At 37.2% G+C, this 22013-nt stretch carries 18 protein-coding genes; 11 read left to right on the top strand and 7 right to left on the bottom strand.

Annotated features, from left to right (window positions below; genetic code table 11):
• Positions 1–19: 19 nt before the first annotated feature.
• The 10 genes from uvrC (at position 20) to FBR08_RS05895 (ending at position 15563) form a co-directional block, all read left to right on the top strand.
• Positions 20–1810 carry an excinuclease ABC subunit UvrC gene (uvrC, locus tag FBR08_RS05940; RefSeq protein ID WP_158961880.1) on the top strand — a complete coding sequence of 597 codons (1791 nt, stop codon included), beginning with the start codon at positions 20–22 and terminating at the stop codon, positions 1808–1810.
• Between the two features lie 24 nt (positions 1811–1834).
• Entirely contained in the window at positions 1835–4060 is a 2226-nt protein-coding gene (locus tag FBR08_RS05935; RefSeq protein WP_158961879.1) for a patatin-like phospholipase family protein, read from the top strand.
• A gap of 221 nt (positions 4061–4281) precedes the next feature.
• Positions 4282–5448, top strand: a complete 1167-nt coding sequence (locus tag FBR08_RS05930; protein ID WP_158961878.1) for a homogentisate 1,2-dioxygenase — start codon at positions 4282–4284, stop codon at positions 5446–5448.
• Positions 5449–5473: 25 nt separating this feature from the next.
• Positions 5474–6634, top strand: coding sequence for a 4-hydroxyphenylpyruvate dioxygenase (gene hppD / locus FBR08_RS05925; RefSeq protein WP_158961877.1), 1161 nt, complete (start codon positions 5474–5476; stop codon positions 6632–6634).
• Positions 6635–6891: 257 nt separating this feature from the next.
• Entirely contained in the window at positions 6892–7671 is a 780-nt protein-coding gene (locus FBR08_RS05920) for a DUF3108 domain-containing protein (RefSeq protein ID WP_158961876.1), read from the top strand.
• Positions 7672–7724: 53 nt separating this feature from the next.
• Positions 7725–8600 (top strand): tryptophan 2,3-dioxygenase family protein, encoded by an 876-nt coding sequence (locus FBR08_RS05915; protein ID WP_394350559.1) that lies wholly within the window; start codon positions 7725–7727, stop codon positions 8598–8600.
• A gap of 36 nt (positions 8601–8636) precedes the next feature.
• On the top strand, positions 8637–9860 hold the full coding sequence (locus FBR08_RS05910) for a M23 family metallopeptidase (protein WP_394350558.1): 1224 nt from the start codon (positions 8637–8639) through the stop codon (positions 9858–9860).
• Between the two features lie 18 nt (positions 9861–9878).
• Positions 9879–11501, top strand: coding sequence for a glucose-6-phosphate isomerase (gene pgi, locus FBR08_RS05905; protein ID WP_158961873.1), 1623 nt, complete (start codon positions 9879–9881; stop codon positions 11499–11501).
• A 106-nt stretch (positions 11502–11607) separates the two neighbouring features.
• Complete coding sequence (locus FBR08_RS05900; RefSeq protein ID WP_158961872.1) at positions 11608–14478, top strand: TonB-dependent receptor; 2871 nt, start codon at positions 11608–11610, stop codon at positions 14476–14478.
• 134 nt (positions 14479–14612) lie between these two features.
• Positions 14613–15563: an aldo/keto reductase gene (locus FBR08_RS05895; RefSeq protein ID WP_158961871.1), complete on the top strand. Its 951-nt coding sequence runs from the start codon at positions 14613–14615 to the stop codon at positions 15561–15563.
• A 42-nt stretch (positions 15564–15605) separates the two neighbouring features.
• On the opposite strand, the gene metG is transcribed toward FBR08_RS05895, so the two are convergent.
• The 5 genes from metG to FBR08_RS05870 all read right to left on the bottom strand — a co-directional run bounded on the left by metG (position 15606) and on the right by FBR08_RS05870 (position 19681).
• A complete protein-coding gene (metG, locus tag FBR08_RS05890) occupies positions 15606–17666 on the bottom strand; it encodes a methionine--tRNA ligase (RefSeq protein ID WP_158961870.1) in 2061 nt (686 codons plus the stop codon).
• A gap of 175 nt (positions 17667–17841) precedes the next feature.
• Positions 17842–18309: a hypothetical protein gene (locus FBR08_RS05885; protein ID WP_158961869.1), complete on the bottom strand. Its 468-nt coding sequence runs from the start codon at positions 18307–18309 to the stop codon at positions 17842–17844.
• A gap of 72 nt (positions 18310–18381) precedes the next feature.
• Positions 18382–18624 (bottom strand): hypothetical protein, encoded by a 243-nt coding sequence (locus FBR08_RS05880; RefSeq protein WP_158961868.1) that lies wholly within the window; start codon positions 18622–18624, stop codon positions 18382–18384.
• Between the two features lie 27 nt (positions 18625–18651).
• On the bottom strand, positions 18652–19110 hold the full coding sequence (locus tag FBR08_RS05875) for a cytochrome d ubiquinol oxidase subunit II (RefSeq protein ID WP_158961867.1): 459 nt from the start codon (positions 19108–19110) through the stop codon (positions 18652–18654).
• Positions 19111–19114: 4 nt separating this feature from the next.
• On the bottom strand, positions 19115–19681 hold the full coding sequence (locus FBR08_RS05870) for a hypothetical protein (protein WP_158961866.1): 567 nt from the start codon (positions 19679–19681) through the stop codon (positions 19115–19117).
• 187 nt (positions 19682–19868) lie between these two features.
• Between FBR08_RS05870 and FBR08_RS05865 the strand changes: the two genes are divergently transcribed.
• On the top strand, positions 19869–20972 hold the full coding sequence (locus FBR08_RS05865; RefSeq protein ID WP_158961865.1) for a DUF2891 domain-containing protein: 1104 nt from the start codon (positions 19869–19871) through the stop codon (positions 20970–20972).
• 33 nt (positions 20973–21005) lie between these two features.
• Here FBR08_RS05865 and FBR08_RS05860 read toward each other — a convergent pair whose 3' ends face one another.
• Positions 21006–21356: a tRNA-binding protein gene (locus FBR08_RS05860; protein ID WP_158961864.1), complete on the bottom strand. Its 351-nt coding sequence runs from the start codon at positions 21354–21356 to the stop codon at positions 21006–21008.
• A gap of 90 nt (positions 21357–21446) precedes the next feature.
• Positions 21447–22010 carry a 2'-5' RNA ligase family protein gene (locus FBR08_RS05855; RefSeq protein ID WP_158961863.1) on the bottom strand — a complete coding sequence of 188 codons (564 nt, stop codon included), beginning with the start codon at positions 22008–22010 and terminating at the stop codon, positions 21447–21449.
• Positions 22011–22013 lie beyond the last annotated feature (3 nt).

Here is a 22013-nt window from a genome sequence, read left to right as displayed (position 1 = left end):
TTGTTTAATTTGGGAATAGATGCAGGTAAAAGAAGAGTTAGCTTTACAAATACAAACGTTACCAGATCAACCTGGTGTGTATCAGTATTTTGATAAGGATGGGAAGATATTATACGTAGGTAAAGCTAAGAACCTAAAAAAAAGGGTCAGCTCTTATTTTAATAAAATACACGACAATGCGAAAACCAATGTATTGGTAAAAAAGATTGTACGGATTAAACATATTGTCGTACCAACTGAAACCGATGCGCTATTGTTGGAAAATAATTTGATTAAACAATTACAACCGCGTTATAATGTATTGTTGAAAGATGATAAATCGTATCCGTGGATTTGCATTAAAAAAGAACCGTTCCCCCGCGTTTTTGCTACACGTCGTATGGTCAAGGATGGCTCTGAATACTATGGCCCTTATACCAGTATTAAAACGGTTAATACCTTGATGGAGCTAATCAAAGAGCTCTATGCAATTCGCAGTTGTAGTTATGATTTATCACTTCAAAATATACGAAGTGAGAAATTTAAAGTCTGTCTAGAATATCATATTGGCAATTGTGGCGGTCCTTGTGAAGCTCATGAATCAACAGGGCAATACGATAAGAAAATCACAGAAATTCGCGATATTCTAAAAGGAAATTTCAAAGAAAGTTTAAAGGGATTCAAAACGTATATGCTGGAGTTGGCTACTGAAATGCGTTTTGAAGAAGCACAACAGATCAAAGAAAAAATAGAATTACTTGAAAATTATCAAGCTAAATCTACCATTGTCAATCCAAAAATTGGCAACGTAGATGTATTTTCCATTATTTCGGATGAGACCAACGCCTATGTTAACTTTTTGCAAGTTTCCTATGGGGCTATTATTCGTTCGCATAATTTAGAATTAAAAAAGAAATTAGAAGAAACCGATCAAGAGCTTTTGGAATTGGCTGTTGTTGAAATTCGCAACAGATTTGAACTATTGACGAAAGAGGTTTTGGTCCCTTTTGCGATTGATTTAGGGGAACAGATCAAAATTACCGTTCCTAAGATGGGAGACAAAAAGGCCTTGTTGGATTTATCCGAACGCAATGCTAAGTTTTATCGAATGGATCAGTTGAAGCAAATAAAAATTGTCGATCCAGACCGTCATGTGAAACGCATCATGCAACAAATGATGAAGGATCTTCGCTTGCCCAAAGAGCCACGCCATATTGAATGTTTTGACAACTCTAATATCCAAGGAACAAATCCAGTAGCGGCTTGTGTGGTTTTTAAAGATGGAAAACCAAGTAAGAAAGATTACCGCCATTTTAATGTCAAAACGGTTGAAGGACCGAATGACTTTGCCTCTATGGAGGAAATCGTTTTTCGCCGATATAAGCGTTTATTAGACGAAAATGAGGCACTTCCAGATCTTATTGTGATTGACGGGGGAAAGGGACAGTTAGGTGTAGCGCTAAAGAGTTTAGAAAATTTGGGACTAAGAGGAAAAATTCCAATCATCAGTTTGGCTGAACGTTTGGAAGAAATTTTTTATCCAGGAGATAGCTATCCGCTTTATTTGGATAAACGGTCCGAAACAATGAAAGTTATTATCCACTTAAGGGATGAGGCTCACCGTTTTGGTTTAACTTTTCACCGCAATCAACGCAGTAAAAATGCAATCACCAGTAAATTAGATGATGTTCCTGGTATTGGCGAGAAAACAAAAACAAAATTGATGAATCACTTTAAATCCGTGAAGCGAATCAAAGAAGCAGCAGTAGAAGAGATAGAAAGTGTAATTGGAAAAGCAAAAACTAAAGTTTTATTGGAACATTTGAAGTAAATTAGTAGAATAAAAAGGATAACTATGCGCAGAATTATAGCGTTATTAGCACTAGTATTAGCGGCAGGTACTGGTTTTGCCCAAGAAGAACGACCAAAAGTAGGAGTCGTGTTGAGTGGTGGTGGTGCAAAAGGACTCGCGCATATTGGTGTGCTAAAAGTTCTAGAAGAGCAAGGTGTGCAGGTCGATTATATTACCGGAACCAGTATGGGGGCCATCGTAGGAGGGCTCTATGCTTCGGGTTATACCGCTACCGAGTTGGATTCAATCTTTAGTAGTATTGACGCGACTGCGCTAATAAGAGATTATATTCCGCGTATTTCGAAATCGTTTTACGAGAAAAAAAATGATGAAATTTACGCGTTATCCTTGCCTTTTGATAAATTCAAGATAGGATTGCCAAAGGCTTTTTCTCGAGGTATGTACAATTACAACTTGATGAATAGATTATTGGCACATGTTCGACATGTTCGCGATTTTAATGATCTAAATATTCCCTTTCTCTGTATTGCAACCAATATTGAAACCGGAAAACCTGTGCTTATTGATTCGGGTTATCTGCCTCAGGCAATCTTAGCTAGTGGGGCTTTTCCCTCCTTGTTTGCTCCAGTGTTAATTGACGACAACCACTTGATTGACGGTGGAATAGTCAATAATTATCCCATTGAAGAATTAAAAGCTTTAGGTGCTGATATTGTGATAGGAGTAGATGTACAGGATGGATTAAAAGGGATTGATGACATCAATGGAGCGGCAGATGTATTGCTGCAAATTTCCAATTATTCGACCATTAACCAAATGAAAAATAAAATTGGGGAAACAGATATTTACATCAAACCCGATATCTCAGGCTATACGGTTGTTTCCTTTGATGATGGAAAAGCCATTATTCAAAGAGGGGTTGAGGCTGCAGAGGTACAGCTAGAGGCCATAAAAAAAATTGGCGGAAAAAAAGATGTCTTGCAAAAGCAATTTGTACCCAAGTATACAGATAAAATACATGTCAATTCAATAGATGTCAATGGATTGACCAGATATACAAGGCGCTATGTACACGGAAAATTAGGATTTAAACCCAATAGCTGGGTTTCGTTTGACGATCTTGAAAAGGGAATTGATCAGCTAAATGGAACGGATAACTTTAGCAGTATCTCCTATCGGTTTGATCAGAATGACGATGGAGACAAACTTGTGTTAGACGTAGTTGAAAACCCAACGAAACGCTATTTGAAACTGGGAGTTCACTACGATGGATTGTATAAATCTGCTGCTTTAGTAAATGTAACTCAAAAGAACCTATTGATGAAGAGCGATATTGCTTCTTTAGATGTTGCGGTTGGGGATAATGTGCGATATAATTTTAATTACTTTGTCGATAATGGTTTTTATTGGAGTGTGGGAATCAATTCCAAATACAATCAATTCAGTCACGATTTGCGCTTTAAAATGTTGTTGGGAAATGATCATTTCGAATTGCCTTCTGATGTTGATCTCGCTAGTTTACCTGCCAAATTCAATGTCGATTATAAAGATATTGAGAATCGCTTAGTTTTTCAGACCTTCTATCAACAGAAATTCCTCTTAGCTGTAGGGTTAGAACACCGCTATTTCGATATTAAAAGCAATACGCTGAATGTGAAAGAAAGTAATTTTGACCGAAGTACTTATTTGGGCGGATTTGCTAATTTTACGTTTGACACCTATGACAATAAGTATTTTCCGCGCAAGGGATTTATGTTTAAAGGAGAGTACAAAAATTATTTTTACTCTTCGGATTACTTAAATAATTTTCAAAATTTCTCCACAATTACTGGAAATGTTGGCTATGCAACGCGTTTAGCTGACAAGTTGTTTGTCGATTTGCGCTCGCGTATGGGGGCAACCATTGGCAATACACCTTCCATGGGATTTATGTACTTTCTTGGGGGATATGGGTTTGCTGATCGCGACAATATCATTCCATTCTATGGGTATGATTTGTTGAGTATAGCTGGCAATTCCTATATCACAGGATCGTTGAATCTAGATTATGAAATATTTAAAAAACACCATATTAACCTCTCAGCTAATTTTGCCAACGTAGGAGAAGATATCTTTTCTGGTTCCGAATGGTTGTTCAAATCTAACTATTCGGGTTATGCCATTGGATATGGGATGCAAACCATGATTGGGCCTATTGAAGTGAAGTACAGTTATTCACCAGATACAGGAGGTAGCTATACGTATTTCTCTGTTGGATTTTGGTTTTAGTTAAGAATTAAAAGTAGCTAATGTATTGTCTTTTAGCAATACGCAAATAAAATTTGGTTATCAAGTTGGATATATCAATTTTATTTCGATATTTGTGATATTATGAAAATACAATGGGACGGTTTATTGGCTTATATTAAGTTTCTGATCAAGAGAAATCCTGAATGAGAAACTTTTACTTATAAAAATTTTATTATCCAACCTTAATACTATAAGTAATTATGCCTTTATATCATCGCTTAGGGAGTATTCCCCCTAAACGTCATACGATTTTCCGTAAGGAGAACGGTGACTTGTACTATGAACAATTGTTTGGTACAGTTGGGTTTGACGGAATGTCAACAAACATGTACCATGTACACAGACCTACACAGGTGAAAGAAATACGAAAACAGTATTCTGTTGCACCTAAAATTGCGAAAGCAAATAACATTCAATCTTACCGACTAAGAGGATTCCAAGTAGAACCTGAAAATGATTTTCTAGAAAGCCGAAAAGCAGTTTTGACCAATAGTGACTGTACCATTGTATTAGCGGCTCCTAAAAAATCAATGGAGGATTATTTCTACAAGAATACAGATTCTGATGAATTGATTTTTATTCATAAAGGAACTGGAACCCTGCGCACGTTTTTAGGGAACTTAACCTTTAAATACGGCGATTATTTAGTTGTTCCAAGAGGAATGATTTATAAAATTGATTTCGATACGGAAGATAACCGCTTGTTTATCGTCGAATCTAAACATCCATTCTATACGCCTAAGCGCTATAGAAACTGGTTCGGACAATTGATGGAACACTCTCCTTTTTGTGAAAGAGATATTCGTCGTCCAGAAAATTTAGAAACGCATGATGAAAAAGGAGAATTTCTTATCAAGTTGAGAAAGCAAGATGAAATCTTCGAAATGGTATATGCTACGCATCCCTTTGATGTAGTGGGATACGATGGATACAACTATCCTTATGCCTTTTCTATTCACGATTTTGAACCGATTACAGGGCGCATTCACCAACCACCTCCAGTGCATCAGACGTTTGAAACCGCAGGTTTCGTCGTTTGTTCATTCGTACCGAGACTGTATGACTACCATCCAGATGCTATTCCAGCACCTTACAATCACAGTAATATTGACAGTGATGAGGTGTTGTATTATGTCGATGGAGATTTTATGAGTCGAAACGATATTGCACCAGGACATATCTCCTTACATCCAGCGGGAATTCCGCATGGACCACACCCAGGAGCAGCAGAGCGTTCAATCGGCAAAACCGTTACAGAAGAACTAGCGGTAATGGTAGATACATTCAAACCCCTTATGGTAACTGAAGAAGCAATGAAAATTGCGGATGAAAAATATTACCAATCGTGGTTAGAAGAAGAAAAATAGAATAAACAACAACAAAAACTATATTATGAGTAAAGAAGTAAAGTCGGTTGAATTTGGCTTAGAAAAAATATTTGAGGGAGCACAAGATTTCTTACCTCTAATGGGAACAGATTACGTTGAATTTATCGTAGGTAACGCGAAGCAAGCAGCACATTTTTACAAAACTGCTTTTGGTTTTCAATCACTAGCTTATGCTGGATTGGAAACAGGAGTGAAAGACAGAGCTTCTTACGTATTGGTACAAGATAAAATCCGCATCGTATTAACTACACCATTAACAGCGGAGTCTGAATTAAATGACCATATCGTAAAACACGGAGATGGTGTTAAAGTTGTTGCGCTTTGGGTAGAAGATGCGCGTCAAGCCTATATGGAAACAACAAGCCGTGGTGCAAAATCATACATGGAGCCAGTGGTTGAAAAAGACGAGTTCGGTGAAACCGTTCGCGCTGGAATCTATACGTACGGTGAAACGGTTCACATGTTTGTAGAAAGAAAGAACTACACAGGTGTGTTTTTACCAGGTTTCATGAAATGGGAAAGCGACTATAATCCAGAGCCAGTTGGATTAAAATACGTGGATCACATGGTAGGAAACGTGGGATGGAATGAAATGAATACTTGGGTGAAATGGTACGAAGATGTGATGGGATTCGTAAACTTCTTATCTTTTGACGACAAACAAATTAATACAGAATACTCTGCATTAATGAGTAAAGTAATGTCAAATGGTAACGGACGTATTAAATTCCCTATCAACGAACCAGCAGAAGGAGCGAAGAGATCACAAGTAGAAGAATATTTAGATTTTTACAATGGTCCTGGAGTTCAGCATATTGCTGTTGCAACAGATGATATCATCAAAACCGTTTCTCAAATGAGAGCTAGAGGGGTTGAGTTCTTATCTGCGCCACCACAAGCATATTATGATGCAATTCCTGGTCGTTTAGGTGTGCACATGGATATGATGAAAGAAGATATCAAAGAATTGCAAAAATTGAGTATCTTAGTTGACGCTGACGAAGAAGGGTATTTATTGCAAATCTTTACTAAACCAGTAGAGGATCGTCCAACTTTATTCTTTGAAATTATTCAAAGAATGGGTGCAAGAGGATTCGGTGCAGGTAACTTCAAGGCGCTTTTCGAATCAATCGAGCGTGAGCAAGAGTTGAGAGGAACGTTATAATCTGAGTTAAGAATATCTTAAAAACATTCATTTTGAGTATGTTATAGTTAAAGTGGGGTTAAAAGATAGGAGATATATAAATAATCAATAAAAAACTGTACATTTGCACTCGCAAAAATAAAGATGTCATAAGCTTTATTTGAGTGTAATAAATTTTTCATAATTTATAGTTTTTTGGTTGGTTAATAGCATAAAAACTCAGTCAATTATTTGACTGGGTTTTTTTGTTTGTTATTTTTGAATAAAATTAGCCAACTATGAAAAAAGTATTATTTGTTTTTTATACCTTCCTATGCTGTGCAACAATTAGTTTTGCACAAACTAAACCTCAAGCTTTTAAAGCAGGAGAATACTTGAAATTCAGAGTCTCTTATGGTATTTTGAATGCGGGTATTGCAGAATTGAAATTGTCCGAAGTCAATTACAAAGGAAAAAGTGTATACCATGCGAAAGGTATTGGTTATACTACAGGACTGTCGAAAGTATTCTTCAAGGTGTATGACGATTATCAAAGTTATTTTGATAAGGAAGATGTTATACCCCATCGATTTATTCGAAAAATTGATGAAGGTGGCTATACCAAAGATCAAGAAGGTTTTTTTGATTATACCAAAAAAAATGTTTTAGTTAAAGATTACGAGAAAAAGAAAGAAAGTACCTATCCTATTGTCACTGACGTACAGGATATTGTATCGGCTTTTTATTACTTGAGAAATCACCCTAAATTAGATAATTTAAAAAAGAATGAAACGGTTGAAATCGATATGTTTTTTGACGGAGAAATTTTTCGTTTTAAATTGCTGTATTTAGGAACGTCTGAGTTAAAGACAAAATTTGGAAAAGTGAAAGCGTTGTCTTTCAGGCCTTATGTGATGGCAGGTCGTGTATTTAAAGAGAAAGAGAGTTTGACTGTTTGGGTATCTGCTGATGCAAATAAGGTGCCTTTGCGTATTAAAGCCAGTTTAGCTGTGGGCTCATTAAAAGCTGATTTAGAAGAGTACAAGGGATTAGTTTCAACATTAAAGACAGAAAAGTAATGAATGATATTACCGCTCAACATATAAAAAATTTAGAAGAAAAATTTACCCAAATGGGGCAGAACCCCAATGTGCATTTGGAAGGATTGCTACATGGTAAACCCTTAACGTATTGGGATTATATTCAAACGGATGCCTTGCTAGGGTTGCAGATTCAACGTACGCTATATCCTGATGAAATGGTGTTTATTATGTATCACCAGGTCAATGAGTTGTTGTTTAAAATGATTTTGTGGGAGATGGAGCAGTTAGCTGTTCCTACACCAATTGCAGTAGATGTATTTACCGATAAATTAATGCGAATTAGCCGATATTTTGATATGTTGACTAATTCTTTTAGCATTATGGGTGATGGAATGGATGTGGATCAATACAATAAGTTTAGAAATACGCTAGCGCCTGCGAGTGGATTTCAAAGCGCACAGTATCGCTTAATTGAATTTGCTTCGACAGACTGGAAAAATTTAATCGACAAGCGCTATATTCACAGTTTAGCAGAAAATATTTCGGAAGAAGAAGCGTTAGAATTTATGTACTGGCAGGCCGCGGGAAAAAATTATAAGACGGGCGAAAAGTCTTACCTGTTAGGTGCGTTTGAAAAAAAATACAGTCAAACTTTTGTTAAAGCAATGAAAGATTATGAAAAAACAAATTTATGGCAGAAATTTGTTGAACTTCCTAAAGAAGCACAAGAGTGTCCAGAATTAATTCAAGCCATGAAGCATTACGATTATACCGTTAATGTAACTTGGGTGATTGGGCACTATAAAACAGCGCTAAAGTATTTAGAAAGTACAGGAGTTACCAAAGAGGCAACTGGAGGAAGTGATTGGAAGAAGTATATGTTGCCAGAATATCAAAAGAGAATATTTTTCCCTGCTTTGTGGTCAGAAGAAGAATTAGAAAATTGGGGTAAAGGATTGGTTTAAAATAGAAAAAAGGAAGTTTTGAAGTATAAAATTTTTATGTTGTTAGCAGGCTTGCTTCTTTTCGCTTCTTGTAAAAAAGAAGGGGAAATGGAAGTGAGTACGGATACAGAGGATGAAACAGTAGAAGAAATTGTCGCTGAGTTGTATGGATTCGATTTAAAAGACTATGTAGTAACAGAGGATACTATTCGGTCTGGTGATAATTTAGGCAAGATTTTTGGGGATTACAACCTCAATGCATCTGATGTACACAATATTGTTACCAAGGTAAAAGATACGATTAATGTTCGAAGCATCCGAGCGGGACAACCTTATACGCTAATTAAATATAAGAAGAACCCGGATAAATTAGCCGCTTTCGTTTATCATCCTAATATTTCGGGTTATCAAGTCATTGATTTGCGCGATAGTATTACGGCTTATACCAAAACGTATCCCGTAACGATTAGAAGAAGAACTGTTGCATCAACGATAGATGGATCATTATCTGCTAGCTTGAGCAAGGAAGGAGTAGATCAGTCTTTAGCGACGCGTATGTCGCAAATTTTTGCTTGGTCGATCGACTTTTTTAAGCTGAAACCCGAAGATCGCTTTGCTGTAACAATTGAAGAGAAATTTATTAACGATACTGTTTATGTTGGAATTTCGAAAGTAGAAGCTGTATATTTCAATTATAGAGGTAAAGATTTATATTCATTTCCCTATCAAAGACCTGGTGCTAAAGGAAAAGATTATTATGATGAAGAGGGACGTCCCATGAAGAGTATGTTCTTAAAAGCACCGTTGAAATTTTTTAGAATTACCTCAAGATATACGAAGAGTCGATTTCATCCTGTTCAAAAAACGTGGAAGTCACATAACGGAACAGACTATGCAGCTCCAACAGGTACGGCAATTATGACAACCGCTTCGGGCGTAGTTGAACGTACAGGATATACTGCCGGAAATGGAAATTACGTAAAAGTTAAACACAACGGGACCTATTCGACACAGTATTTACACATGTCTAAAATCCTCGTAAAAAAAGGACAGTATGTCGAACAAGGACAATCAATCGGACTTGTTGGAAGTACGGGTTTAGCTACAGGACCACATGTGTGTTATCGATTCTGGAAAAATGGAGTACAAGTTGATCCACTGGGACAAGTTCTTCCTAACTCAGAACCTATGGATAAAAAGAATATGCCTGCTTATAAAGAACACATTCAACCTTTAAAAGTAGAGTTAGATGCTATGATTAAAGAAAAATTTAATAAATAATCTCTGTTTCAAATCAAAATGTTACAAGCTATTAATCCTACGAGTACTGCTGCATGGGCAAAACTACGTGAGCACTTTGAGCAAATGAAGTTTATCCAAATGCAAGACCTCTTCAAAGAGGATGCTAGTAGGGGAAACTCATTTAATATTCAATTTGATGCTTTTTTGCTCGATTATTCTAAGAATAAGATCACAAAAGAAACGTTGTCCTATTTGACCCAATTAGGAGAAGAAGTTCAATTGAAACAAGCAATAGAATCCCTATTTACTGGAGGGAAGATAAATAAAACAGAAAATAGAGCCGTATTGCATACGGCTTTACGCGATTTTACACAGCAATCAACAATTAAGGTTGATGGAGTAGATGTTTTGGAAGAGATTCAAGAAACAAGAGGACGTATTGAACAGTTTGTAACAGCTGTAGTCGAAGGGCGTTATGTCTCTAGTACAGGTCAGGCATTTACAGATATTGTCAATATCGGTATTGGAGGGTCTGATTTAGGTCCTAAAATGGTAGTGAACGGGTTAGAAAATTATCGCAATCACTTAAAAACCCATTTTATTTCCAATGTCGATGATGATTATCTCTATGCAATATTAAATAAACTAGACCCAGCTACTACTTTGGTGCTGATTGTTTCTAAAACTTTTACAACACAAGAAACAGTATTAAATGCAGATAAAGTAGTACAATGGCTTTCAGCCACTGTGGGGCATAATAATAGTTCGAAACACTTAGTCGGGGTTACGGCTGAAGTAGAGCGCGCTGTTGCTTATGGCGTGGATCGCGCTGTCATTTTTCCGATGTGGGACTATGTAGGGGGGCGATTTTCTTTATGGAGTTCCGTTGGTTTATCTATTGCCTTAGCTATAGGATATCCGAATTTTGAACAATTGTTAAAAGGAGCACATAAAATGGATCAACATTTTAGACAAGCACCTTTTGAACATAATATACCCGTTGTCTGTGCTTTATTGAGCGTGTGGTATAATAATTTTTATGGATATCAAACAGAAGCTGTCGTTCCTTATAGTCAATTCTTAGAAAAATTTCCTGCGCATTTACAACAGATGATCATGGAAAGTAACGGGAAAGATAAAGATCGTCTTGGCGATCAGGTGACGTATGAAACAGGGACGCTGATTTGGGGCGAAGTAGGCGTATCTGCACAGCATGCTTTTTTTCAACTATTTCACCAAGGGACTAAAGTTATTCCTGTCGATTTTATTGGGTTTGTCAATCCTTTCTCAGAGAAAGATACGAATCATACCATTCTGATGTCTAACTTTTTTGGACAAACCGAAGCACTGTTAAACGGTAAAGAAGCAACCCGAGAAAGTGAAGATGAAGAGCCTTTGATTCAAAACTTTAGGGAATTTTCAGGAAATAAGCCTTCCAATACTTTATTAATTGATAAGTTAACTCCAGAATCGCTCGGTGCCTTAGTTGCACTATATGAACACAAGACTTTTGTACAGGGTGTGATCTGGAATATCTATAGTTTTGACCAGTTTGGCGTGGAATATGGGAAGGTTTTAGCAAAAAATATTCAAAGCGAGATTGTTTCGAATAATGTATTGAAACACGATAGTTCCACTGCCTTTTTACTGAATTACTATTTAAGGAATAGAAGTGTTTAGAATTCAATAAATTGGGAGGTACGCAAAATTTAATAATTAGGTAACATTATAGGAGTTTCTTTTTGTACATTTGCGGTGAAATTAATTTATCACTTACACTTACAAAATGAGAAACTTGAAGAACTGGATGTTGTTTATCGTAATGGTTATTACGTCGACATCTGCATTTTCACAAAACAAAGTAAAGGGTACAGTTATCGATGGAGAGCTTAACATGAGCTTACCGGGTGCTACTGTATTGGTGAAAGGAACGCAAAATGGTGCATCGACAGATGCGAATGGAGCGTTTACTTTAAACGTAAATAACGATAAAGGAGAAGTTGTTATCTCTTTTATTGGGTATCAATCTAAAACGGTTACTTATAAAGTTGATGCAAACAAAGTGGCAACTTTAGGTAATATCGTGCTAAACCCAGACGAAAACATGTTAGCTGACATCGTGATCATGGGAGTAGCAGACGTTGCGAAAGACCGTAAAACACCAGTTGCTGTTTCTACAATTAAAGCAGCTGAAATTCAAGAAAAATTAGGATCACAAGAATTTCCTGAAATTTTAAACACAACTCCTTCAGTATATGCATCTAAAGGTGGTGGAGGTTATGGAGACTCGAATATTAATATTCGTGGATTCGACCAAAGAAACGTAGCTGTATTAATTAACGGTATGCCTGTTAATGATATGGAAGGTGGAGCTGTATACTGGTCAAACTGGGCAGGTCTATCAGACGTTACTTCTGCAATGCAAGTACAACGTGGTTTAGGTTCTTCTAAGATTGCAATTTCTTCTGTTGGAGGAACAATCAATGTGTTAACACGTACATCGGATGCGAAAGAAGGTGGATCTATCTCTTCTAGTGTTGGTACAGGAGATTATTTCAAAGGTTTAGCTTCTTATAACACAGGAGTATTGGAGAATGGTTTATCTGCTTCGGTATTATTAGGTTATACTAGAGGAAGTGGATATGTAGAAGGAACAGGTTTTGAAGGGTACAACTACTACTTAGGTTTAGGGTACAAATCGAAAGATTCTCGTCACAATGTTCAATTTACATTCACTGGAGCTAAACAAGATCACGATCAACGTTCTACTTCAGCTTCTATCGAAAATATCCAAAAATGGAACGATGGAAAAATGAATAAGAGATTCAACCCTGATACAGGATTCTATAATGGAGAGCGTTTTAACTTTAAAACGAACTACTACAATAAACCAGTGATGTCAATTAACTATGATTTCAATATCAACGAAACTTGGACTTTAGGAACTGTATTTTACGGATCTTGGGGACGTGGTGGAGGAACTGGAACAATTGGTGGTGGGCCAAACGGATACAGAGATTTCGGTACGGAAGTAAGAGATGCTAATGGACATATGCGTTTTGATGATATCGCTGCTTGGAATAGAGGTGAAACTATCGCTGATTGGAAAGAACTTAATAAAAAAGGAGAGCCTATCGGAAATGGAACAAGTAATAGTTTGATGGATGATCCTATGAATCCGGGTCAACAAGGATATTATGTTACCGATTTTGATAATAGAAATAAAACGACTAGAGGTGGATGGGCTCGTCGCTCAAGCATTAATTCACACGATTGGTATGGTACTGTAATTAATTTGAGTGCTAAAGTAAATGAAAACTGGACGGTTGATTTTGGTGCTGATGCACGTATTTACAAAGGATACCACTACCAATTATTAGATAATTTAATGGGTGCTGATGGTTATTATGTAGCTAAAAATAAAAATAATGGAAATCAACATTATGTCGTAAACCAAACGTATGATGCTAAAGCTTCAATGAATCCATGGGTAAATTGGAATAATAGAGAAAAAGTTGGTTACCATAATGATGGTAATGTGAAATGGTTAGGAGGATTTGGACAAGTAGAATACTCTAAAGATGATCTTTCAGTATTCGTTCAAGGAGCAATCTCTAACCAATGGATGCAACGTGTGGACTATTTCAATTATGACCGTTCTACTGCTCAAGGAGCAAAAGATTACAGAACAAAATGGGAAAGTATCTTAGGGGGTAGTATTAAAGGGGGAGCAAACTATAACATCAATGAAAACCACAACGTATTTGTGAATTCAGGTTATTTCTCTCGTCAACCATTTATGAATAATGGAGTGTACTTAAACAATACGAATACGTTGAATCCTGATTTAACAAATGAAAAAGTATTTGGTTTAGAAGCGGGTTATGGATATAGAAGTCATAAATTACGAGCGAACTTAAACTTATATAGAACGTCTTGGAAAGACAGAGTAACACGCGCAACAGGTAAATTTGCAACAGGTGAAAAAGGTTCAGATGGTAAGGATTTACTTGTTAATGGTTACGCTACTTTAGTTGGTGTGGAACAAATTCACACAGGTATGGAAATGGATTTCATTTACTACCCAGTTGATCGTTTAACAATAACAGGATCTTTCTCTTGGGGAGATTGGCACTATGCTTCAAATGTTACAGGAACGTACTATAACGAAGAGACGAATCAACCGATCTATAATACACCAGGAGAAGCTGAGTCTGGATTTAAAACAAAGACTTTATATATTGATGGAGCAAAAGTTGGGGGAGCACCTCAGTTAATTGCTAACTTAGGAGCTAGCTATGAAATCGTAAAAGGATTGAAAATCGATGCTAACTACCGATATAATGATAATTTCTATGGTTCATTAGATGTTGAAAAAACAGATTCAAAAGAAAAAAGTGGTTCAATGAAACTTCCTGCATTCAATTTATTTGATGCTGGATTATCTTACCGCATGGAAGTAGGTAAAGAAAAACAAAACGCTTTAACTATGCGTTTCAACGTGAATAACGTATTCGATACAACGTATATTTCTTCTGCAAGAACAAATATCCAAGCAACTCCTGAAAGTACAACATGGAAAGGAATTGATGTTCGTAACGAAGTTATGTTAGGAGCAGGTAGAACATGGAACTTAACAATGAGATTTAATTTCTAGTAAATTAAAATCAAAAGATACAAAAGGATGGTTAGCAATAACCATCCTTTTTTTATTGGATGCTTTTCTATTTTTTCGTAAGTTGGGAGGGATAGGATAAATCGAATAACAATAAGGAAATACAAAACAGTCAAATGAAAAGAAAACACTTAACAAAAGAAATCGCTATTTCCGAAATTTGTTTCGGTGGAAATGTATTTGGATGGACTTTAGATGAAAAAGCATCGCTGCGCATGCTAGATGAGTTGCATGAGCAAGGGATTAACTTTATTGATACCGCTAATAGTTATTCACATTGGGTAGCTGGAAATACGGGGGGAGAGTCGGAGCGTATTTTAGGAAAATGGTTTGCTGAAAGCAAGAAAAGACAGGATGTAGTCTTAGCTACCAAAGTAGGCGGTGGCATGCAAGGGGTAGAACGAGGCTTGACCCGACAACAAATCATCGATGGAATTGATGCGTCTTTGACGCGTTTGCGTACAGACTATGTCGATTTGTACTATTCCCATCACGATGATGTGAATGTTGGAGTAGAAGAAATCATGGGAACCTTTCAAGAATTGATTCAAGCAGGAAAAGTTCGTGCACTTGGAGCTTCGAATTTAAGTGGTGAACGCTTAGTTGAAAGCAATCAAGTAGCAGAAGAGAAAGGATGGACGAAGTGCATCGCCCTACAACCGCTTTACAACCTCTACGACAGAGAAAAGTATGAGTCTGAGTACATGAATATAGTAACAGACACAAGCCTTGCTGTAATGCCTTATTTTGCATTAGCGAGTGGTTTCTTGTCTGGAAAATATAAATCAACCGCTGATTTGGAAGGCAGTGCCCGTAAAATGATGGTGGAACATTATTTAAACGATAGAGGATTGCGTATTTTGGATGGGCTCGCTCAAATTGCACGTAAACACAGTGCTACGAGTGCGGAAGTGGCCATCGCTTGGTTGCTGCATCAACCTACTATTACATCGCCTATTGTCAGTGCTACCAATGCTATTCAATTGCAAAGTCTGATTCGTGCAACTCAAGTTGAATTGGACTCGGATGATTTGTTGCTTTTGGAAGAAAGTAGTGTATGGAGATAAAAAAATAAAGCCTGCAATTGCAGGCTTTATTTTTGGATTATATTAATTAATCGTTGCTCCGTTTTGTACACCCTCTTCATCTGGGTTGACGAATACCAATTTACCATTGGCGTCTTCCGTCATTAAAATCATCCCTTGACTTTCTACCCCACGTAGAGCTCTTGGTGCTAAGTTTGCTAACACGGTTACGCGTTTTCCGATGATCTCTTCTGGTTTGAAATGTTCTGCAATTCCCGATACAATCGTTCTCACGTCCAATCCCGTATCTACTTTTAAGACTAAAAGCTTGTTTGCTTTTGGCATTTTTTCTGCTTCTACAATCGTTCCTACACGTAAATCCAATGTAGCAAAATCGTCATAGGTAGCGGTTTCTTTTTGGGACTCCACTACAGCATTTGCTGCTTTATTTGCTTGTTTAGATGCTTCTAAACGATCCAATTGCTTTTGAACCTCTTCGTCTTCAATCTTAGCAAATAACAATTCAGCTTCGCCAATTTGGTGTCCATGTTGAATTAATGGTTGATCAATTTCAACAGCAGACCAAGCGATTGGTGTTTCTAAGCGCAAGATCGATTTTAATTTTGTCGCTGTAAATGGCAAGAAAGGCTCAGCTAACGTACTTAACGCCGCAGCAATTTGCAAAGCCACATACATTTGTGTTTGTACGCGATCCGCATCTTCCTTGATTAACTTCCAAGGTTCTTCATCTGCCAAGTATTTATTTCCTAAACGAGCCACATTCATCACTTCACCCAAAGCCTCTCTGAAACGGTAACGATCGATTGAACTTTCAATTACGGCTGGATAGGCTCTTAATTCTTGTAACGTAGCAATATCCACATCAGAAAATGCATGTGGTTGTGGAACTACCCCGTTGTAATACTTATTCGTTAATACCACGACACGGTTGATGAAGTTTCCAAAAATAGCCACTAATTCGTTGTTATTTCTCGCTTGGAAATCCTTCCATGTAAAGTCATTGTCTTTTGTTTCGGGTGCATTTGCGGTTAAGGCATAACGCAATACATCTTGTTTTCCAGGAAAATCTTCCAAGTACTCGTGTAACCAAACCGCCCAGTTTTTAGACGTAGATAATTTGTTTCCTTCTAAGTTCAAGAACTCGTTGGCTGGTACATTATCTGGTAAGATATAACTTCCTTCTGCCTTTAACATGGCAGGGAAAATAACACAGTGGAATACAATATTGTCTTTTCCGATGAAGTGAACCAATTTAGTATCTTCGGATTTCCAATACGGTTCCCAATCTTTACCGACGCGTTGTGCCCATTCTTTCGTCGAGGAAATGTATCCGATAGGAGCATCAAACCACACGTATAATACTTTTCCGTCTGCTCCTGCAACAGGAACAGGAATACCCCAATCCAAATCACGCGTTACCGCGCGCGGTTTTAGACCATCATCTAACCATGATTTTACTTGTCCATACACATTGGGCTTCCAATCGTTTTTGTGTCCTTCTAAGATCCACTCACGCAAGAATCCGTCGTATTGATCTAGAGGTAAAAACCAGTGTTTAGTTGCTTTTAAAATCGGTTTACTTCCTGTAAGGGTCGATTTAGGATTAATTAAATCCGTAGCATTTAACGAAGTACCACATTTTTCACATTGGTCTCCATACGCTTCTTCATTCGCACATTTCGGACAAGTTCCCGTTACAAAACGGTCAGCCAAGAATTGTTGTGCTTGCTCATCGTATAATTGCTCAGTAACCTCTTCAATAAATTTACCTTCGTTGTGCAGTTTCTTGAAAAATTCAGAAGCTGTTTGATGGTGAATAGACGAAGATGTACGAGAATAGTTGTCAAAAGAAATACCAAAGTCTTCAAAAGATTGTTTGATAATGCCGTTGTATTTATCGATTACCTGTTGAGGGGTAATACCTTCTTTTTTCGCTTTCATAGAAATAGCCACCCCGTGTTCGTCGCTTCCACAGATGAAGGCAACATCTTTGCCTTGCATTCGCAAGAATCGAGCATAAATATCAGCTGGAACATAAACACCTGCTAGGTGTCCAATATGGATTGGCCCATTGGTATAAGGCAATGCCGCAGTTAGCGTATATCTCTTCGGATCTTGTATCATAAACTATATTCTATATGAAATTAATAAGATTGCAAAAATAAACAATATTGCTGGAAGTTGAATGGATTATTTTGTTGTGTTTTTTTCTTCTTTTAGGGCGAATTAGACAACAAAAAAGGCGAAATCGAATCGATTTCGCCTTTTTATACGGATATTAAATAATAAAATAACTACATTATGGTAGTGGTTGTCCCACTGGAGTTTCACAGCTATGTCCTGGTTGTCCGTGTGGAGGATTGATTTTTCCACTATTTGCCGTTGCTGGTTTTCCTTGTTCTTGTATGATGCGGTTTTTAGCATCATCATTGACTAAGAACGGTTGCCCTTGACCAGAAGTTGCTGGTTGTGGAGCCGCTTGCATCGCATTACCACCTCCAGGAGGCGTATCTAACGGTGCTCCTACTGGAATATCACAACGGTGCCCCGGTTGTCCATGAGCTGGATTGATATTACTCGCTACGGCACCTTCGTTTGCTGTTGCTGGTGTACTTTGACCAGGTGTTGCTTGTCCATCAGTTGGTGTAGCAGTTTGTTCTGTAGTAGCTCCATCAATCGTTACATTTGAGGGTGCTTTTCCAGTATCTTTACAAGCAGTTAAGCCTAAGAGTAATAGCGTTGATAACGCAACTAAATAATTTTTCATGATTAGCCTATTGGTTTGATAAGTAAACTTAACAATTTTTTATCAATTACAACAAAGTAGGGTGTTAAAACCTTATTCTTGTTTGTTATTTTTTGGTTCAACATTTTCTTTCATATCCTCTTTGATTTTGAAAGAGGTCATCCCTGAAGAACTGTTTTCTCTGGTTCCGTGCATGGGAATTTGAACGGGTTTTGTTTCCGTTTGATTTTGTTCTAGTTTGATGCGCTGTGGTTCTGCTGTTTCTTTGCTTTTATCTGTGCAACTTGCCAAACCAAGCGCAAGAGTGAATATCAAAAATATAGGTAATGCTCTCATAAAAACCGTTTATTTACTAGTACTGAATTATTTTGTTTCTGGATTTGGTGTCGATCCCTCTAAATTAGTCAAGGTGACTTTCTTTTTCTTTAAAAAAAGAAAGAAAATTGCTGAAAAAATCCAAGCCACCCAAAACAGATAAACCCCCAGGTGAAAATTGCTTTTCATATACTTGTGTGAGGTTGTTGTAAAATCGAGATAGGTGAAGTAAGCTGCGCCAAGTCCTACGAAAATAGTAAAAATAGCTAGTGCATTGGCAATTTTTGCCGGTGTAAAATACTTGAAAAAGGCCAAAATCACAAGGAGAAAAAGCTGAACGCAAAAAATGAGCGCCGCTGTTTTCCAAGGCGACTTTAGAACGAGATATTCCCGATATAAAAACGTGATGCCCATGCGTCCCATGAAAGACATTTTGGAAATCATAAAAGCCATTAACACGGCCATGAGGCCTTGTATCAAAATTAAAATGAAAATATTTTTCCCCATTTGTTTAGTTTGTAATTCTCCAACCGGTTTCTTCTGCGTACTTCATTTTAAATTTCTTCGTTATAAACTCCGTATGTGGAGATTTATCCTCTTTTAGAAAGTGAAAAGGCGTTGGGTTTTTCTTTAACATCACTGTTGCTGTTGCTGATTTTTTACCTTTAGCATCCAATTGAAAGCCATTGTCTTTGTCTACCAAGTATTCAATGGTTTTAATTCTTATTTTATTGCCTTTCTGCTCTAATACGTAAGGGTGAGATTTCTCCGTTAACTTAATCGTTCCTTGCCAGATACTGTCTTTGGAAAGAAAGCGTTTTTTTGCCGTGAAATCAGCGAGATTTAGATATCCTTCATCTGATAATTGTTGGTAGCGTTCAATCAACTCAGCGTCTTTTTTCTTTCTCAATTTCGTTTCTCCAACAGTGAATGTGGTACTCTCGTATATGGGTTGCGTTTCCATGTACGATTCGATTGCACTAAGGGCTTTAGAGGAATTTAGCGATTTATTATCACAAGAACTTATTGTGAGAGCCACTAAAAATAAGCCTACAAATGATACGATGAATTTTTGCATTTTTTATTTCAAATGTACAAAAAAGTAAGAGGTTACAATACATTAATTTTATTCCCATTTGTTTTTTGTAAGAAATAGAATATCAGTTTATTAAGAGTGTGATTCCAACTATATAGGATTGGAAAATTCAATTTTTTAAAGTCTTTATTTTCAAATAATCCCTACATTAGAGCATAAAAGTAAATTCATGAGAAAAATTAGTTTGGGTATCCTAGCAGGATTGTTTTTGGGATGTACGCCTAAGGAAAAAAAAGGAGAGGAGCACGTTAGGACAGCTGTGGAGGAAGTAGCCCCTTTGCCGTTGAGTATCAAGGAAGCGGAGAAAATAATTGCTTTGCCTTTGCATTGTATCGAACAAGAATATCCAAATAAATTGGGACAAGTATTAGGGGCTGATGCTGATTTAAAAACGCCTAAACAATTGCGCCCTGTTTTTTATGGCTGTTTTGATTGGCATTCGGCAGTACACGGGTATTGGTCGATTATCGAACTGATGAAGCGCTTTCCTGCACTCGATGAAGCACACCAGATTCGCCAACGCCTGAATTTGTTGATTACAGCGGAAAATGTACAAGTAGAATTGGCATTTTTTGATGATCCCAACAACAAAACCTTTGAGCGCACTTATGGATGGGCCTGGTTGTTCCAATTGCACGGTGCTTTAGCTACTTGGGAAGATGAGGATGCTCAACGTTGGGCGGAACTCTTAAAACCTTTAGCAAAGGTATTAATGGAGCGTTACGAAACCTATCTTCCCAATCTGAATTATCCTATTCGAACGGGAACACATGATAATACCGCGTATGGATTATCGCTGTCTTTAGAATATGCGCGATTAATGAAAGAAACAGACTTTGAACAGTTACTCACTGAAACGGCAAATCGCTTATATGTGAAAGACGCCAATTGCAATCTAGCTTTTGAACCTAGTGGACACGATTTTTTATCTCCTTGTTTAGAAGAGGCGCGATTAATGAGTAAGATTTTAGATACAGCCGCATTTAGATCTTGGTTAACGGCATTTTTACCTGATTTATTCCAACCCGACTTCCAATTGGAAGTAGGAAAGGTGTCTGATCGTACCGATGGACATTTGGTTCACTTGGATGGATTGAATTTCAGTAGAGCTACTTGTTTGAGTGATTTAGCAAAGAAATTACCAGAATTAACGCATCTTAAAGGGATTGGAAAGCAGCATTTTGAATCTTCCTTTGGCAATATTACCAATGATGACTATATGGGTAGCCATTGGTTAGGTACTTTTGCTTTATATGCTTTGCTCCATCAATAACAAAAAAAAGGTTTCGCAGGCGAAACCTTTTTTTTATCCTATTCTCAACCCGTTTTTCACCGGTTTGTCTAAACTCATTAGGGTAACTTCTTTTCCTTCTACAGCACCCATTACCAAACATTCACTCATAATATTGGCAATTTGCTTTGGAGGGAAGTTTACCACAGCAATCACTTGTTTGCCTATTAACTCTTCAGTGGTATATAATTTGGTAATTTGAGCTGATGTTTTTCTCAAACCAAGTTCCTCACCAAAATCAACCACTAATTTGTAAGCAGGATTGCGAACTTCTTTGAATTCTTCGGCTTGAATAATCGTACCAACGCGCATTTCAACTTTCATAAACTCATCCCACGTCAGTGTATTATTGTTGCTGTTTTCCATAATTTAAGTTTTGTGTAAACTCAAAAATAAGGAAAAAATGAAAAATAGAACTTGTCATTTGTCAAAAAGAAAACAATAAAGATCTGTATTTTAAAATAGTGTTAATTGAAGGTCTTCTTCTATCGGTTGCGATAAAAAGGGATAGTGGCTGATGTTATCAAACTGTCGACGCTCCATATTGAGGCGACGAAGAACAATTAAATCACAACAGAAAGAAAGGTTAGGTTTTTCAAATAAGGCATGCGCTTGTTGAATTTTAGTTTCATCTAGTTTGCGTCCAATGGACAAATGGGGATCTGTACATTTGTATGCATTTTTCAACTGTAAGGTCTGAAATAATTTTTGTGCATAGGCCTTTAACTGGGGTTTGGCAATGGCATCCACTTCCAAGAAAAAAGTGCCATTGGGGTAAGTACCAAAAGAAGATAGATGGGTTTCTACAGGAGTAAATCCCGAACAACAACGCAGTATCTGTTGATGCATGCGCTCAATATCCTTTTCACTCGCTTGAAATTCAGCAATCGTTAAATGCGCGAGGGAATTTTTACTGTTATACCAACCAATGGCATCCCCCAGTTGTAATTTCATGACTTTGACTTGCTCAATCAAGGTAGCATCTGGCTGAAAACAAAGGGAATATTTATCGCTATACATGGT

This window comes from Myroides fluvii (genome assembly GCF_009792295.1).
Taxonomy (GTDB): Bacteria; Bacteroidota; Bacteroidia; order Flavobacteriales; family Flavobacteriaceae; genus Flavobacterium; species Flavobacterium fluvii_A.
The sequence above is the reverse complement of the archived record's forward strand: the minus strand, read 5'-3'. Positions and strand labels throughout refer to the sequence as shown.

What these genes read in the sequence shown, in the direction of transcription:
- pgi (WP_158961873.1), top strand. Translation starts at nt 9,879, where the DNA reads ATGTTACAAGCTATTAATCCTACGAGTACTGCTGCATGGGCAAAACTA.
- FBR08_RS05855 (WP_158961863.1), bottom strand. Translation starts at nt 22,010, where the DNA reads ATGTATAGCGATAAATATTCCCTTTGTTTTCAGCCAGATGCTACCTTG.
- FBR08_RS05875 (WP_158961867.1), bottom strand. Translation starts at nt 19,110, where the DNA reads ATGGGGAAAAATATTTTCATTTTAATTTTGATACAAGGCCTCATGGCC.
- FBR08_RS05870 (WP_158961866.1), bottom strand. Translation starts at nt 19,681, where the DNA reads ATGCAAAAATTCATCGTATCATTTGTAGGCTTATTTTTAGTGGCTCTC.
- hppD (WP_158961877.1), top strand. Translation starts at nt 5,474, where the DNA reads ATGAGTAAAGAAGTAAAGTCGGTTGAATTTGGCTTAGAAAAAATATTT.
- FBR08_RS05865 (WP_158961865.1), top strand. Translation starts at nt 19,869, where the DNA reads ATGAGAAAAATTAGTTTGGGTATCCTAGCAGGATTGTTTTTGGGATGT.
- FBR08_RS05910 (WP_394350558.1), top strand. Translation starts at nt 8,637, where the DNA reads ATGTTGTTAGCAGGCTTGCTTCTTTTCGCTTCTTGTAAAAAAGAAGGG.
- FBR08_RS05885 (WP_158961869.1), bottom strand. Translation starts at nt 18,309, where the DNA reads ATGAAAAATTATTTAGTTGCGTTATCAACGCTATTACTCTTAGGCTTA.
- FBR08_RS05930 (WP_158961878.1), top strand. Translation starts at nt 4,282, where the DNA reads ATGCCTTTATATCATCGCTTAGGGAGTATTCCCCCTAAACGTCATACG.
- FBR08_RS05935 (WP_158961879.1), top strand. Translation starts at nt 1,835, where the DNA reads ATGCGCAGAATTATAGCGTTATTAGCACTAGTATTAGCGGCAGGTACT.
- FBR08_RS05920 (WP_158961876.1), top strand. Translation starts at nt 6,892, where the DNA reads ATGAAAAAAGTATTATTTGTTTTTTATACCTTCCTATGCTGTGCAACA.
- FBR08_RS05860 (WP_158961864.1), bottom strand. Translation starts at nt 21,356, where the DNA reads ATGGAAAACAGCAACAATAATACACTGACGTGGGATGAGTTTATGAAA.
- FBR08_RS05915 (WP_394350559.1), top strand. Translation starts at nt 7,725, where the DNA reads ATGGGGCAGAACCCCAATGTGCATTTGGAAGGATTGCTACATGGTAAA.
- FBR08_RS05895 (WP_158961871.1), top strand. Translation starts at nt 14,613, where the DNA reads ATGAAAAGAAAACACTTAACAAAAGAAATCGCTATTTCCGAAATTTGT.
- FBR08_RS05880 (WP_158961868.1), bottom strand. Translation starts at nt 18,624, where the DNA reads ATGAGAGCATTACCTATATTTTTGATATTCACTCTTGCGCTTGGTTTG.
- FBR08_RS05900 (WP_158961872.1), top strand. Translation starts at nt 11,608, where the DNA reads ATGAGAAACTTGAAGAACTGGATGTTGTTTATCGTAATGGTTATTACG.
- metG (WP_158961870.1), bottom strand. Translation starts at nt 17,666, where the DNA reads ATGATACAAGATCCGAAGAGATATACGCTAACTGCGGCATTGCCTTAT.
- uvrC (WP_158961880.1), top strand. Translation starts at nt 20, where the DNA reads ATGCAGGTAAAAGAAGAGTTAGCTTTACAAATACAAACGTTACCAGAT.